The following is a 14,260-nucleotide window of genomic DNA, read 5'->3' on the forward strand; positions in this document are numbered from 1 at the left end:
GCAGAGATAGTGGGCGCCCCGCGCGGTAAACCCGGGACATAGCCAATCCCCTTGGGGGCCTTTTCGAGAATCTGAGAAGCGATGAACGGTGTTGGGGTTCCATCCCGGGACAACAGATGGCCATAAACGCTTTCTCCACTGGGGATGTGAAGTATCTAAACATAAACTTTAAAATATATGCATCCCCTTTTTGCGATTTTTTTCTTTACAAATCTGTCGAAATCCTGTATAATACAGAAAACAAAAAAGGCCACATGCAGGGGTGCTGGAGGAATCCGGCTGTGATTGATCGTAGTCCCGATCAGATCCCTTAGAACCTGATCTGGGTAATGCCAGCGTAGGAAGCAGTTGCGAAACTTCGTTTACGCCGCAGGGATTGCCTGTGGCGTTTTTTGTTGCATCAACAAAAAGGAGTGGTTTTTGTGACTGTCAAAACCCGAAAGCTCACCCATTGCGCGCTGATGATCGCGCTCGCCCTGGTACTCTCGATGATAAAGCTGTTCCATCTTCCAAATGGAGGATCGGTCACCCCGGCAAGTATGGCGCCGATCATCCTGATTTCCCTGATGTATGAACCAAAATGGGCGTTTTTCACCTCGTTTGCATATTCCCTGGTACAGATGGTGGAGGGATTCTACCCGCCGCCGGTGCAGACGTTCGGAAACTTTGTGCTTGTAATCCTGCTCGATTATGTGCTTGCCTTCGGGGCGCTCGGGGTCGCTGGGACAGTAGCCCGCCGGTTTGGGGAAAAGAAGGTTCTGGGCGCATCGGTTGGCACGATCACTGCGATCTTTGTACGGCTGTTTTGCAGTTTCCTTTCGGGCGTCGTCATTTGGGGCGTCTATGCACCGGAGGGGACGCCGGTCTGGCTCTATTCGTTAAGTGTCAACGGAACAGTTATGGTTGGTGAGATGATTACCACTACCGTCGCTATCGCGATCCTGGTCAAGCTGCTGCCGCTTGACAGGTTCAAGGCGCAGTAAGACAGGGGCAGGCGCAAGGGGCCTTCCTTGGGGCTATGAGGTGGGGGAACCCTGACCCAAACCGCACCTATCGCTTCCCGGGCTTCGGCGTGATGCGCAGGAAAAGATGCCAAACAGATTCTAAGAGACGGTTCCGTATCTTTGGAAGGGGGCTTTTTCACTTGCAAAAAGCCCCCTCTTGCCGCTACGCGGCAATTCACCCGAAAAAAGCGCTTCACAGGATAAAGCGTTCCGCGCTCATCTCGCGCCAAGAGCCCGCCTTCGGCGGGTTGCGCTCGAAACGCTTCGCTGCGGCTCGCAGTGCGGAGCGCGTCGGGGGCTCTGCCCCTCGACCCCGCAATTTTTTGAAAAAAATTGAGTAAAACTTTAGGTGCTGAACAGATTCTAAGACAGACAGTCCACCCGGATTTCCGGATGGACTGTCTGTTTGGCATTTACCGGCCCCTGCCGCGCCGCCCGCGCGGTGGGGACTGGTTCTTTTTGATCTTTTTTCCGTTCCGTTGTCTTCGATCAGCTTCGGCCGCTGGCGTGGCAGGACGGGCGGTGTGGTTCCGATCGGGAGGAATCAAGCAGTTTGGTCCGTTGCCAATTAGATCCTCCCGTCCGGCTTTTTTCAGTGCAGCCAGCACCGCCCTTCGATTTTCCGGTTTGAAATATTGCAAGAGGGAACGCTGGAGCCATTTGTCCTCCTGGGAGGTCGGGACATAAACCGGCTTGAGGGTGTACGGGTCCAAACCGGTATGGAACATGCAGGTCGAGATCGTGCCGGGAGTGGGATAAAAGTCCTGCACCTGTTCAGGCCGCATCCGATGCTTTTTCAGAAAGAGCGCCAGATTGATCGCGTCTTTCAGGGTGGAACCGGGATGGGAAGAGATCATATAGGGTACGAGGTACTGTTCCTTGCCGACCTCCTTGGTAATCCGGTAGAAACGCTCGGCAAACTTTTCGTAAACGCCGATATGGGGCTTTCCCATGCAGTCGAGCACGTTGGGGCTGCAATGCTCCGGTGCGACCTTGAGCTGCCCGCTGACGTGATAGGCGAGCAGTTCGCGCATAAACCGGTCATCCTTTTCAAGCATCATGTAGTCGTACCGCAGGCCCGACCGCACAAATACCCGCCGTACCCCTTTGATCTGACGCAGGCGGCGGAGCAGATCGAGGTATTCGCTGTGATCGACCTGCAAGGCTGGACACGGGGTCGGGGCAAGGCATTTCCGGTCGGGGCAGGACCCTTTGGAGAGCTGTTTTTTGCAGGATGGGTGCCGGAAGTTTGCGGACGGACCGCCCACATCACTGATGATCCCCTTGAAGCGGGGATTCTGCACAAAACTTTCCGCCTCGCGAAGGATGGATTCAGGGCTTCGGCAGGTGACAGTGCTGCCCTGATGGAATGCGATCGAACAGAAATTGCAGCTTCCAAAGCAGCCGCGGTTATGCATGATCGAAAATTCTACCTCCTGAATCGCGGCGACACCGCCCTGTGCTTCATAGCTGGGGTGGTACATCCGCTCGAACGGCAGCGCAAACACCGCGTCCAGTTCCTCGGTGGTGAGCGGGAGCGCCGGTTCGGTCTGGACGAGATAGAGGTCGTCCCCATGTTTCTGGATGATCTTGCGGCCGCGCACCGCATCCTGTTCGGTGATCTCGGTATAAGCTGCTTTGGCGTAGGAGAGCTTGTTCTCCCGAACCTTTGCGTAGGAGGCGACGGAAACCGCGTCGGTTGGGAGCCCCAGCTGGTTGGCCAGGTAGCAGACCCCCCTGCATCGGATACTGCCTGCCGGCACGCCCTGTGCCAGTTCGCGCGCGATATGTGCAGTCTGATGCTCCCCCATCCCAAAGATGAGCAGGTCAGCGTTGCTGTCCAGCAGGATCGACGGCAGGACGGTATCTGACCAATAGTCGTAGTGCGCAAAACGGCGCATCGAGGCTTCAAGCCCACCAATTACGATCTGCGCATCCGGGAACAGGGTGCGGATGCGGTTGCAGTAAACGATAGTAGCGCGGTCGGGACGTCTGCCCGCCTTGCCGCCGGGGGTATAGGCGTCATCACTGCGTCTGCGTTTGGCGGCGGTGTAGTGAGCGACCATCGAGTCGATGTTTCCCCCGGTCACCCACCAGCCGTATCGGGGCGCGCCAAACCGCAGAAAATCCGCGTCTTTGACCGGCTGGGCAATCATCGCAACTTTAAAGCCGAGCGACTCCAACAGGCGGGAGACGATCGCAATACCAAAGCTCGGATGGTCAACATATGCGTCGCCAGTGACACAGATAAAATCGGCCTGCTCCCAGCCGCGTGTACGGAAATCCGCATCTGTCAGGGGTAGAAACATGATAAACCTCATTCCTGTTTTTAGAACATCCTCCCGCTTTTGACTGGGAGCTGCCATTCAAAATCTTTCCATCGAAAAAGCCCATTTTTAGCCGCCGGGCATCAACACCGCCCAAACCCGTGTCTCTCGGGCGGTCGCCCCGGACAGAGTCCCGCAGATTGAACCACAAAATCAGCTTTAATTGTCCTGTGAGAGCTTCATCTCGGCCCAGCGTTCGGGGGTAATCAGCACCTGGCGCGGCTTGCTCCCCTCGAACGGCCCGACGATTCCGCGGGTCTCCATCTCATCAACGATCCGCGCGGCGCGCGCATAACCCAGCTTGAGCCGCCGCTGGAGCAGAGAAGTGGAGGCCATACCCGCCTCGACCACACATTCGATCGCGGGCATCAGCATCTCGTCCTCCTCGCCTTCCTCCGGTCCTCCGGCATCCGAAGAGGCATTACTGCCGCCCTTTCCGCCTTTGCCCGCAACCACATGGCTGTCGATCTGGTGGACAATTTCGTCGTCGTACAGCGCACACGCGTCGCTCTTGATAAATCCGATGACCGCTTCGATCTCCTCGTCGGTGACGAAGCATCCCTGGACGCGCAGCGGCTTGGAGGAACCGACCGGGTTAAACAGCATATCTCCACGTCCGAGCAGCTTTTCTGCGCCGCCCATGTCGAGGATGGTGCGGGAGTCGATCTGCGAGGAAACCGCAAACGCGATTCGGGAGGGGATATTCGCTTTGATGACACCGGTGATGACATCGACCGAGGGCCGCTGGGTTGCAATGACCAGATGCATCCCGGCCGCGCGCGCCATCTGCGCCAGGCGGCAGATGCTGTCCTCGATCTCGTTCGGTGCAGCCATCATCAGGTCAGCCAGCTCGTCAATGATAATCACGATCTGCGGCAGCGTTTCCATGCCCTCGGTCCTGGCCGCCAGATTGTTGAACGATTTGAGGTCGCGCACCGAGTTGTCCGCGAACAGCTTGTACCGCTTGAGCATCTCGCTGACCGCCCAGGAAAGCGCTCCAGCGGCCTTTTTGGGATCGGTGACAACCGGGACGAGCAGCTGGGGGATGCCGTTATAGATGCCCAGCTCGACCACCTTGGGGTCGATCATCAGGAACCGCACCTCTTCGGGGGTGGACTTAAAGAGCAGGGAGATGATGATGGAGTTGATGCAGACCGATTTTCCGGAACCGGTCGAACCGGCAATCAGCAGATGGGGCATCTTTCCAATGTCGGCAATCGCGATGTTTCCGGCGATGTCCCGCCCCAGTGCGGCGGACAAATGGCTCTCCGAATCGCGGAACACATCCGAATCTATGATCTCCCGGATGGTGACCGCCGAGATCACCTTGTTAGGGACCTCAATGCCCACCGCCGCCTTGTTGGGGATTGGGGCTTCAATGCGCACCCCTGCGGCTGCGAGGTTGAGCGCGATGTCGTCGGCCAGGCCGGTGATCTTGCTGATCTTGACCCCGGCAGACGGCTGGAGCTCATACCGGGTGACCGCCGGCCCGCGTGAGATATCTACAATACGGGTCTGCACCCCGAAGCTGGCGAGGGTATCCACCAGCCGCTGGGCGTTGGCCTTCATCTCGTCGGTGATATCGTTGTCCGACTGCTGGCGCGGTGCGCGCAGCAGGTGCAGCGGCGGAATCCGGTAGACCGGCGGGTCAGGCATCTCTTCGGGCTCGGGCGGGATCGGTTCTTCCTCTATTTCTAGGTCGTGCGGGTCCTCCCGCACCGGCGGCGTACCGCCAGCCTGGTTGACCGTATAGTCCGGTTCCAGCTCGTCCTCGCCCGAAGCAGGGCTATCCGGCAGCGGAGCCGGGGTGTCGGACAGTAGATCAGGGTCATCGGGCAGGATCAGTCCGTCGTAGGGGGAGGGCTCTCGTTCCGGAACCGGAGGCAGCTCCTCTTCCACAGGATCGAATGGTGAACGGATTGCGGGGGCATGTCCCATCGAGAGGGCGGGCCCATCCGGGTCGTCCGACAGGATCGGGATTCCCTCAAAATCCGCCTTGAAGGTGAAGCGGCCGGAATCGGTTGTCGCCTTGCTGACCAGCTCATCAAGGGTCGGCTCCGGCGGCGGGACAAACTGCATTGGCTCGTCCGAGACGCTGGACGAAAAACGGTCATTCCCCTCCGGGACAAAATCCCCGTCGATCGGGATATCAATTTCGAACCGGGGCTTCTGCGGCTGCGGCTGATCCGCCGGAATCCCCGGCTGTGATGCAGCTGCCTGTGCCGGGGCGTTTTCCTCCGGTTTTTGTTCGGGCTGGCGGGACTCCCACTCCAGCGGGATGTCAATCCGTTTGCGGGCAGGCTGGGCCTGCGGGGGCGGAGCATTTGCCGCGCGTTTGGCCCGGCGCTGTTCCTGAAGCTCCATCTGGCTGGCATAGGTTTCCTCAATCTTGCGGACCGGCTTGGATGCACTGTGTGCCAGTCCGACCAGTGTGCCGCCGGTGACCAGCATCAAAAAGACAAAGATCAGCAGGACGATCGAGATTCCTGCGCCAACCTTACCAAAACAGAGCAGCAGCGGCAGACCGATGATTGCGCCGACCAGCCCCCCGGACTTGACCGCGATCCCCTGAATGATGCATTCCACCAGCATTTCCAGCAGGTTGTCCTCGATAGATTCGGGCACGCCCATCTGGAAAATCTGAAGTGCACCACAGAAAAAAGCGACCAGAAGGGCGCAAAAGACCGCCTGCATCTGGAACGGCTTGTCCGTGGTGAGCAGGATCGCTATGTAGATCAGCGCGGCAGAGACACAGATCGCACCTGCGCCAAACAGGCCGAACAGGGCATTGTGGAGCCAGTTCCAGGCGCTCGCACCTTTAATCAGGGTGAGCGCAGCAAGGAAGATGCCGGATGCAAAGAGGATGACCGCCTGCATCTGATGCTGTGCGCGCTGCTGTGCGGAAGAACGTCTGCGGGAAGAAGGTTTCCTGCCGCGTGAGCCGGAAGAACGTGCCGAAGATTTGCGATTGGTTGCCATAGTGACCCTCCTACAAAAGGATTTAGGACCGGTTCTGTATCCAGAGGTTATCTGAAAAATGAGAATAGGCCATATTGAAAAGGCTTGTCCGCTGCCGGGGTAAAGAACTGCCTCAAAGGCGTCAAGAGGGGCTTTCTGCAAGAGAAAAAGCCCCTGAAACGGTCTGTCAGCCCTGCCGGGTTTATCCGCCGGACAGCAGGCCCTGGATCGCGTGCCCGGAGAAATTGTCGATTGTGCCGGCAACCAGCACAACAATGCCAAGCACAAGCGTATAATACCCAAAATATTTCCATTTACTGTCCCGGACGATCCACTGGACCAGCCTGATTGAGAGGATGCCGAATGCGGCCGAACTGATCAGGCCGGTCAGCAGGATCGGCAGCGGGAGGGTCAGCCCCTCCTGAACGGCATCTCCCACCTCGAGGACGATCGCACCGAGCACTGCCGGGATTCCCAGGATAAACGAATAGGTGACCGCGAAGCTGCGTTCCAGCCCCCAGATCATCCCAACTGAGATGGTGGAGCCGGACCGGGAGATGCCTGGCATGGTGGCGGCGACCTGCACCAGCCCGACCGCGAGTGCATCTTTGGCATTCATGTTTCTGCCGTTTTTGCGCCCGCGGCAGTGTCTGGACGAGAGCAACAGCAGGCAGCCGGTGACCAGGAAGCAGAATCCTTCCACCGTGATGTCGTTATCGGTGGAAAACCCGGCGATCCGGTCCTTGAGCAGCACCATCCCGAAAAGCGGGAGCAGCGAGAGCAAGAGAAACAGAAGCATCCTGCGGGAAGGGGACATCCTGCGGGCATCAAAACGCAGGGTGACAAGGTCCACCAGAAGGGAAAGCCCTTCACAAAACAGTTCCCAGATCGTTCGCCAGAAGACGATGCAGACCGCGATCAGTGTGCCTGCGTGCAGGACGATCGAGAACAGGAATCCGGTTTCACTGCTGTTTCCAGTAAAATACTGGAAAATCGAAAGATGTCCAGAGCTGGAAACCGGCAGGAATTCAGTGAACCCCTGGATCAGCCCCTGCAGGAATGCTTCAAAGATGGTCATGAAAAAGCTCCTTACTGTCGGTTCTCCGGCGGCATCTGTGCCCCCGGCGTATAGTGCGGGTCCAGATAGAGCCGCGGGTCGGTTGAAATCAGCCGGGAAACTGTGAATCTTCCAGCAGATTTTACTCCCTGTATATAACTGTTATGCGCTTTCCGGTAGCTGTATTCCAGTCCGCCGTCGCTCGGGAAGATCTGCTCAAGCGGAACAATCGAATGGAGAATCATTCTGCCCCCTCCTCGATCATCCCATAAAGGGCGGCAATCACGTCCGACACGCCGCCAAGCGCATCAATCAGGCCCTCATCCACTGCGGCCTGTCCATCGAGTACGGTGCCGACGTCCATCACCAGCTCATCCTTGTTCATCATAAGCTGACGGAACCGCTCGGGCGTAATATTCGAGTTGTCGGTGACAAACTTGACGATCCGCTCCTGCATCCGGTCAAAATACGAGAGGGTTTGCGGCACACCAAGTACCAGGCCGTTCATCCGCACCGGGTGGACGGTCATGGTCGCTGAGGGCACAATAAAACTTTTGCGGGCGCTCACCGCGAGCGGCACACCGATCGAATGTCCTCCGCCCAGCACGAGTGAGACGGTCGGTTTGCGCATCCCGGAGAGCAGCTCCGCGATCGCAAGCCCGGCTTCCACATCGCCGCCCACCGTATTCAGGATGATCACCAGCCCCTCGATTTCGGGATCCTGCTCGACCGCGAGCAGCTGCGGAATCACATGTTCATATTTGGTGGTTTTGTTCTGGGCAGGGAGGATATAATGCCCCTCGATCTGCCCGATGATCGTCAGGCAGTGGATGGTATGCTTGCCCTTTTTGGCGGTGACTCCTCCGATCTGGAGAATCTGGTCCGCCTGCTCGGAAAGCTCCTCTTCCTCGCCCTGTTCCTGTGGGGTTCCAGGTACCGGCTGTTCGTCCGGATGGGGGTTGTTTTGTTCAAATGAATTCAAAATCGTTGCCTCCTTTAAGGAAAATAACGATTTTAGCATCTCCAAAACTCCACCTGCCATACGGCAGAACATACAATCTCATTATAACATTGCCGTACAAAATGTCAAATAAAGATGTGTAAAAAAGCAGGAATGAAAAGTGTAAAATTAATTGCGAAAGAGACTTTTAGCGAAAAGTCCCTCTTTCGCAATCTTTTTTTATCCACCGTCAATAGAAAAGGAGTTGTAAAAGAAATGGTAAAACGAACCCTGAACTTTACGGAATCGGTCGCGTTTGAGTTGGACAATCTCGCGACTGAAAAAAACTGTGATTTGGAAACCCTGATTTTAACCAACCTATCTAAAGCATATAACCGCTTCGGCTTTGCACGTAAGGACTGTATTCGCCGCAAAGAATGTGCGCCTTGCTTCCGGCGTCGCTGTAATTGTCCCGAGTACAGGCACGATCCTGCTGTTGATATGGATGGCATCCCCTATTAAATCGCTTCCTCTTTCTGAAAAAGAATTTGGAATACAGCCCAACGCATGAATATTACATATAGTCTTAAATTTTAGCCGATGTCCGCGCTGGGCGTTATCAAACAAGCCGTTCTGGAGGTGGTAAAACCATGATTGGTTATGTCTGCTCACGCAATAAACGCGGCAGGCTCACGGCAGGCGAAATTTATGATGGGCGAATTGTTTATCGGGATGGTACACCATATTTCTTCTGTCAGGATAATTCCGGGAAATGGTCTTACCACCCCGGAAACTGGTTTGTGAAAGTGGGTGATCTGTTTGTCAAACAAGCCCAGAAAAATCTCAAAACCCCAACAAAACGAAAACAGGAGGAATTGCAGCATGATTGAAACAACCATTCTTAGCGTCCAGAAAACCGTATTCAAAGGCAAAAACGGCGAACCCGACAAAACCATGTGGAAGGTGTTCTGCGCCGACAGCACTGGTGCGGTTGGAAGCATTTATTCCACCAAAGAACGCTCCACAGGTGAAGTTGTCCACCTCGACCTCGTGGTGAACCGTGACGGTCGATTCACTGCAAGGATTATGGATTAAGCCCCTGCCTACGGCGGGCGGCTTCCATTGTCCGAGAGGCCGCCCCCGTAGGGGGCGCTACTTGATTGTTACCTCATAATGTCATCACTTTTCAGTGATTGCATAGCGGCCCCCGTTCTGGACTATGAAGTTAAATACAACTGCAAAGTCCGGTACTTCCCTAACAATCAAATCAAGATCACCTGCTTTTCAAAACCAATTTTCAACCCTTTGAAAGCAGAAAAGCAGGGAACCGAGCCAAAGCATCAGGAATCATTGAAAGAATACGACCCGGAGACAGGCGAAATGGCATATAAATTTGTGGAAGGAAAGACCATCTGGTCGCCGTTTGAAAACAAGTTTGTCCCGATTACCATGATGAAAGAACCCGAAGAAAAACGGATACGCTATGACAACATGAAACGGGCGATCGACAAAGCGTTTGAAATCGGGCTTTGCAACGAGTTCCAATACTTCATCACCCTGACACTGGACAAAACTAAAATCGACCGGTACGACCCCGAAAAGATTTACAAAAAATTACGGGTCTGGCTCTCCAACATGGTACAGCGGCACCAGATGGACTACATCCTGTTTCCCGAATACCACAAGCCGGAACCCGGACAAACCGAACGCGCAATCCATTTTCACATGCTCGCCAACGCGAACACACTTAAACTATCGGACAGCGGCAAAAAGACCAAAAACGGACAAACCATCTATAACCTATTGGGCTGGAAGTACGGCTTTAGTACCGTCATAAAGCTGGACGGACGCTCTGCAATCGTCAAGTATGTAACCAAGTACATCACCAAAGGCAATGCAAAAATTTTCGGCAAGTTCTATCTTTCGGGCGGCAGGACGCTGAAACGAGAGGTAGCAGCCGAATTTCTAAATATCGACTACGCATCGTTTGACGGGCAGGAATACGAGATTCCCGCCGCAGGGATGCGGGTCAAGTACAAGACATTTGATTTGGATTGGGGCGAGACCGCCGATGAAAAAGAGGGCTTCCCGCATGAATCATAACAACCTGACCCCACAAAGGGTATTTCTAACCGGCGCATTTCTTCTGGTATTCCTCGCACTGTTCCTGCAAGTTTCCCCGGTTCCCGCTTCGGCGGCGGAATTCATCAAAGTTGAGCCGACCGCAACGGTTGGGGCTGAGCCGGACTGGGAATGGATGCATGAAACCCTGAAAGATTCGGGGAATGCCCAGATCGTAACCCTGACCGATCAGCAAGCTGACGATCTCACCGCCCTGCGGCACAACTCGGACATTTTTCTCTATGGAGTATTCCCAGTAACTGCAAGCCTGCTTCTATTGATCTGGTTTGTGCGCTGGTTCTATCATACCTTCGTTGAAGGGGGATTGTAAATTATGGAAAGGAGGAATTTTTATGCAGTACACACAAGTCTTTGTAGATTCCGGTGTCCCTCCCGCGATCATCACGCCGGAGGACATGACCCCGCTTCTGGATGGCATCGTCGCTAATATCGGCGTTTTGCTGCCGGTTGTTTTGGGGCTGGCAGCAATATTCTTCGGGATTAAGATTATCCCAAGCCTGATTTCCCGGTTTTCCCGATTCTGACTGTTCCCGCCACTGCGGTGACAAATAATATTTTAAGGAGGTTTGTACTATGGATCTGCCGACCATTGCCATTACAGAGGAGATGCTTGAGCCGCTGGTTCAGGGCGTGATTGCCAATGTATCGGTCGTACTCCCTGTTGGACTTGCCCTTATGGCGGTATTTCTCGGTATCCGGATTATTCCGGGTCTGGTTTCCCGGTTCATGCGCCTGTGATGCGCTGCGGCGGCGGTGGCCTTTCAGGTCACCGCCAATTTTTTAGGAGGTGTTTTCCGGATGTGTGGTTGTCTTACTGCATCACAAGCGGTCTTGGAGCGTATCGCAGGCCAGTTTGGGATGCTTGCAGCTTTGTTTTTCCTGCTTGGCCTGATCTGCGCCTTTGGCTACAAGTATGGCGCGGTCTTGTTCGAGATCGTTTATATTTATTTCAAATCAAAATCAGATAGGAGTGTTAAAGATGCTTAATCCGTCTATCATGCTCATGTCCATGCACATTGAATCCAAAATCGCTCCTCGAGTTGCCGACAGATCAGGATATGTTCCTTGGAATGTGGGCGTATTGGAGGGCGGGATTGATCTGGTTAAACAATGGATTGGGCCAGCATTCAATATTGCTCTCTGGATATTTTTAATTTTAAGCGGTATTTTCATCCTGCTGAAAATTATTCATTGGCTGGCCGGTTAACGAGGTGCTTCATGAAAAAGACGTTTGCATTCCTCGCTGCATTATCTGTTCTGTTTGCCTGCTCGCTCCCGTCCTTTGCGGCGGAAGCGGGCACATCTACAGCGAAACCTTTCGTTCCGGAAGTTCCCTCCTTTGTGAATCTCACAGGCAACACCAAGGTAACCTTTGAAACTACCAATGCGGAGATACAGAAAACTTTCATCGACAACTTAACGGATTCCCCTTACATGGTTTTGCTTCGACAGGAGAACACCTACGATCAGAAATTCTATATCTATATCTACAAATTCCCGAAAAGCCTGTCTGCCGAAGCTCTGCTGGCCGAATTCAACTATGGCGACCCAAGGACTGCACATCCAATGCACTTTCAGCCGATGCCCAACGGCACAAAGTATATCTTCCTGCAATATGATGCTGCCAATAACAAACTGCTTTGCAACAACAAGATTTACGAGAATCTTACTATGTTGAGCTTTTCCTATGTGATTGACGCATCACCGCTTTCTGGGTCTTTGGGGCAGTATCCGCACAGGGATACTTTGACATCTTCCGGCGGTTCCGGCCGGTTTTATGTCTACCCAGAAGATCACGAATGGCAGATTAACGGGCAGACAATCAACCGATATTATGATTGGTGGCTACCTGTCCGTACAGGGACAATGCCGCCAACCGATCAAAAGCCAGACCCGGAGGAACCCGACCCGGATAACCCTGATCCAGACAAACCAGACCCAGACCCCGAAGAACCTGACCCTGATATAAATATTGATACGGACGGAGATGGAAAGCCCGATCTGAATGTTGACACAGATGGCGATGGGAAGCCGGATATTAACATTGACACCGACGGCGACCGAAAGCCTGATCTAAACATCGACACAGACGGAGACGGAAAACCCGATCTGAATGTTGACACCAATGGCGATGGAAAACCGGATATCAATATCGACACCAATGGCGACGGGAAACCGGACATCAACATTGATACCAACGGAGACGGCAAGCCAGATATTAACATCGACACCAACGGCGACAAGAAACCAGATGTGAACATTGACACGAATGGCGACAAAAAGCCCGACCTGAATATTGACGCGGATGGAGATGGGAAACCCGACCTTGATATTGATGCAAACGGGGATGGGAAACCGGATACCAACGTAGATACCGATGGGGATGGTTGGCCGGATGACAACCTGAAGCCGGGAGGGAGCGGCGGCGGTCCCAGTGGGGGCGGCGGCGGTTCCTCCGGCAGCTGGGAGATTCCGCCCAAGGACGACAACGGCATTTACGATGATTGGCATGTGTTTGACCCGTTTGACTACGATTTTACGCCTGCTGACAGTGACTATAGTTATGACCCGATGGCTGGTATTGATATATCAGATGTACGTATTCCGGACTACTTCCCTATGCAGCCGGAAATCGGAAGCGTTTGGATTCCAAAGATCGCGGAAGGTTGGAATTAAGGAGGTTGATTTTCATGAAAAAGTGGAAACGGGTAATAGCCGTTCTTTGTGCGCTGGTTTGTATATTGGGTGTGTCAGTACCGGCTTTTGCCGCCGTGACTTATACTACTTTTTCCAAAGCACAAACAGCTTCCGGGTTATTATTGCCGGCGGCTTTTGGGGATACTGTCCATTTGGATGAGGCTGGCAATTTGCTTGTGAGTGTTTCTTTTGATACTTCTACATCTTCACAGAAGGAAGCCGCTAAGGAAGCTTGGGCCGAGATTATGAAAGATTGGAAGGGTAATTCAGATTATTATTTTTTCTATTCTTTCGGAAAGGCTTCCTCTTCTTCTGTTGCCTGCTTTACCTTGTATGCTTTTCCTAAATCCTCTTTTTCTCATATTTCAAATAAAACTGATGTCAGAAACTATTATCATGCATATTTTACGGCCGGATTTCGTTTTCAGTTTGATTTAAGGAACTCCGCTCTGCTTTTTTCTGGTTTTAATGGACATTTCTCGGAAGGTTTTACGCAAGGTATTTGTCTATATCCTTCATCTACTAAAATTTATTTTTTTAAAAGTATAGCTGATCTAGATTTGCAGCACAATTTTCCACCTACGGTTGCTTCTCTTTCTGATGTTAACAGTGTAATTGTAACAGATGATATTTTAGTATCCCCCGAGCCACAGACCTACACCCTGACGGTCAACTATCGTTACGAAAACGGCTCGCAGGCCGCACAACCGTTCACGCGCTCGCTCACTGCCGGAAGTAGCTACGAGATCACATCCCCAATAATCGAGGGCCATACGGCAGATAGGCCGATTGTGTCCGGTACTATGCCCGAAGAGGATTTGACGGTAACGGTCACCTATACGGCAGTCCCACCGCCCGAGCCGCAGACCTACAACCTGACGATCAACTATCGTTACGAAAACGGCTCGCAGGCCGCACAGCCAGTCACACGCTCGCTCACAGCCGGAAGCAGCTACGAAATTATATCTCCCGCAATCGAGGGGTACACAGCCGACAAGCCGGTCGTATCCGGCACGATGCCTGCGGAAGATTTGACCGTTACAGTCACCTATACGGCAGTCCCACCGCCCGAGCCGCAGACCTACAACCTGACGGTCAACTATCGTTACGAAAACGGCTCACAGGCCGCACAATC

17 protein-coding genes and 1 riboswitch are annotated in these 14,260 nt (G+C 53.7%); of the genes, 12 read left to right on the forward strand and 5 right to left on the reverse strand.

Annotated elements, in window-relative coordinates; translation table 11 throughout:
• Positions 1 to 248: 248 nt before the first annotated feature.
• A riboswitch (TPP riboswitch) is annotated at positions 249 to 361 on the forward strand.
• 61 nt (positions 362 to 422) lie between these two features.
• The gene (gene thiT, locus C814_RS12670) at positions 423 to 983 is read left to right on the forward strand and encodes an energy-coupled thiamine transporter ThiT (RefSeq protein WP_016315712.1); all 561 of its coding nucleotides are present in this window, start codon (positions 423 to 425) and stop codon (positions 981 to 983) included.
• 434 nt (positions 984 to 1,417) lie between these two features.
• Here the strand turns inward: thiT and C814_RS12675 are convergent, their stop codons facing one another.
• The 5 genes from C814_RS12675 to C814_RS12695 form a co-directional block, all read right to left on the reverse strand.
• Positions 1,418 to 3,325 (reverse strand): YgiQ family radical SAM protein, encoded by a 1,908-nt coding sequence (locus C814_RS12675; RefSeq protein ID WP_242829006.1) that lies wholly within the window; start codon positions 3,323 to 3,325, stop codon positions 1,418 to 1,420.
• Between the two features lie 165 nt (positions 3,326 to 3,490).
• The gene (locus C814_RS12680; protein WP_016315715.1) at positions 3,491 to 6,310 is read right to left on the reverse strand and encodes a DNA translocase FtsK; all 2,820 of its coding nucleotides are present in this window, start codon (positions 6,308 to 6,310) and stop codon (positions 3,491 to 3,493) included.
• 181 nt (positions 6,311 to 6,491) lie between these two features.
• The gene (locus tag C814_RS12685) at positions 6,492 to 7,367 is read right to left on the reverse strand and encodes an undecaprenyl-diphosphate phosphatase (RefSeq protein ID WP_016315716.1); all 876 of its coding nucleotides are present in this window, start codon (positions 7,365 to 7,367) and stop codon (positions 6,492 to 6,494) included.
• Positions 7,368 to 7,378: 11 nt separating this feature from the next.
• Positions 7,379 to 7,591: a YlzJ-like family protein gene (locus tag C814_RS12690; RefSeq protein WP_016315717.1), complete on the reverse strand. Its 213-nt coding sequence runs from the start codon at positions 7,589 to 7,591 to the stop codon at positions 7,379 to 7,381.
• Positions 7,588 to 8,367: a ClpP family protease gene (locus C814_RS12695; RefSeq protein WP_016315718.1), complete on the reverse strand. Its 780-nt coding sequence runs from the start codon at positions 8,365 to 8,367 to the stop codon at positions 7,588 to 7,590. Before C814_RS12695 ends, C814_RS12690 begins: the two co-directional genes overlap by 4 nt.
• Before the next feature lie 93 nt (positions 8,368 to 8,460).
• Between C814_RS12695 and C814_RS12700 the strand changes: the two genes are divergently transcribed.
• From C814_RS12700 to C814_RS12745, 11 genes are all read left to right on the forward strand, one after another.
• Positions 8,461 to 8,808, forward strand: coding sequence for a hypothetical protein (locus tag C814_RS12700; RefSeq protein ID WP_155846376.1), 348 nt, complete (start codon positions 8,461 to 8,463; stop codon positions 8,806 to 8,808).
• Between the two features lie 128 nt (positions 8,809 to 8,936).
• Positions 8,937 to 9,176 (forward strand): hypothetical protein, encoded by a 240-nt coding sequence (locus C814_RS12705; RefSeq protein ID WP_016315720.1) that lies wholly within the window; start codon positions 8,937 to 8,939, stop codon positions 9,174 to 9,176.
• Positions 9,169 to 9,381, forward strand: coding sequence for a hypothetical protein (locus C814_RS12710; RefSeq protein WP_016315721.1), 213 nt, complete (start codon positions 9,169 to 9,171; stop codon positions 9,379 to 9,381). The genes C814_RS12705 and C814_RS12710 overlap by 8 nt, the downstream gene beginning before the upstream one ends.
• 285 nt (positions 9,382 to 9,666) lie before the next feature.
• On the forward strand, positions 9,667 to 10,389 hold the full coding sequence (locus C814_RS12715) for a rolling circle replication-associated protein (RefSeq protein WP_155846377.1): 723 nt from the start codon (positions 9,667 to 9,669) through the stop codon (positions 10,387 to 10,389).
• Positions 10,379 to 10,738, forward strand: a complete 360-nt coding sequence (locus tag C814_RS12720) for a hypothetical protein (protein ID WP_016315723.1) — start codon at positions 10,379 to 10,381, stop codon at positions 10,736 to 10,738. Before C814_RS12715 ends, C814_RS12720 begins: the two co-directional genes overlap by 11 nt.
• A gap of 22 nt (positions 10,739 to 10,760) precedes the next feature.
• Positions 10,761 to 10,952: a hypothetical protein gene (locus C814_RS12725; protein ID WP_016315724.1), complete on the forward strand. Its 192-nt coding sequence runs from the start codon at positions 10,761 to 10,763 to the stop codon at positions 10,950 to 10,952.
• A gap of 49 nt (positions 10,953 to 11,001) precedes the next feature.
• Positions 11,002 to 11,166, forward strand: a complete 165-nt coding sequence (locus tag C814_RS23615; RefSeq protein ID WP_016315725.1) for a hypothetical protein — start codon at positions 11,002 to 11,004, stop codon at positions 11,164 to 11,166.
• Between the two features lie 60 nt (positions 11,167 to 11,226).
• On the forward strand, positions 11,227 to 11,415 hold the full coding sequence (locus tag C814_RS12730; RefSeq protein WP_016315726.1) for a hypothetical protein: 189 nt from the start codon (positions 11,227 to 11,229) through the stop codon (positions 11,413 to 11,415).
• Positions 11,408 to 11,635 carry a hypothetical protein gene (locus tag C814_RS12735; protein ID WP_016315727.1) on the forward strand — a complete coding sequence of 76 codons (228 nt, stop codon included), beginning with the start codon at positions 11,408 to 11,410 and terminating at the stop codon, positions 11,633 to 11,635. The genes C814_RS12730 and C814_RS12735 overlap by 8 nt, the downstream gene beginning before the upstream one ends.
• An 11-nt stretch (positions 11,636 to 11,646) precedes the next feature.
• Positions 11,647 to 13,104 carry a hypothetical protein gene (locus C814_RS24840; RefSeq protein ID WP_016315728.1) on the forward strand — a complete coding sequence of 486 codons (1,458 nt, stop codon included), beginning with the start codon at positions 11,647 to 11,649 and terminating at the stop codon, positions 13,102 to 13,104.
• Between the two features lie 14 nt (positions 13,105 to 13,118).
• On the forward strand, positions 13,119 to 14,260 hold a 1,142-nt coding region (locus tag C814_RS12745; RefSeq protein WP_016315729.1), incomplete at its 3' end, for a MucBP domain-containing protein.

Origin of the sequence: Anaerotruncus sp. G3(2012), assembly GCF_000403395.2 — a bacterium.
In the GTDB taxonomy this organism is placed as follows: Bacteria; Bacillota; Clostridia; order Oscillospirales; family Ruminococcaceae; genus Anaerotruncus.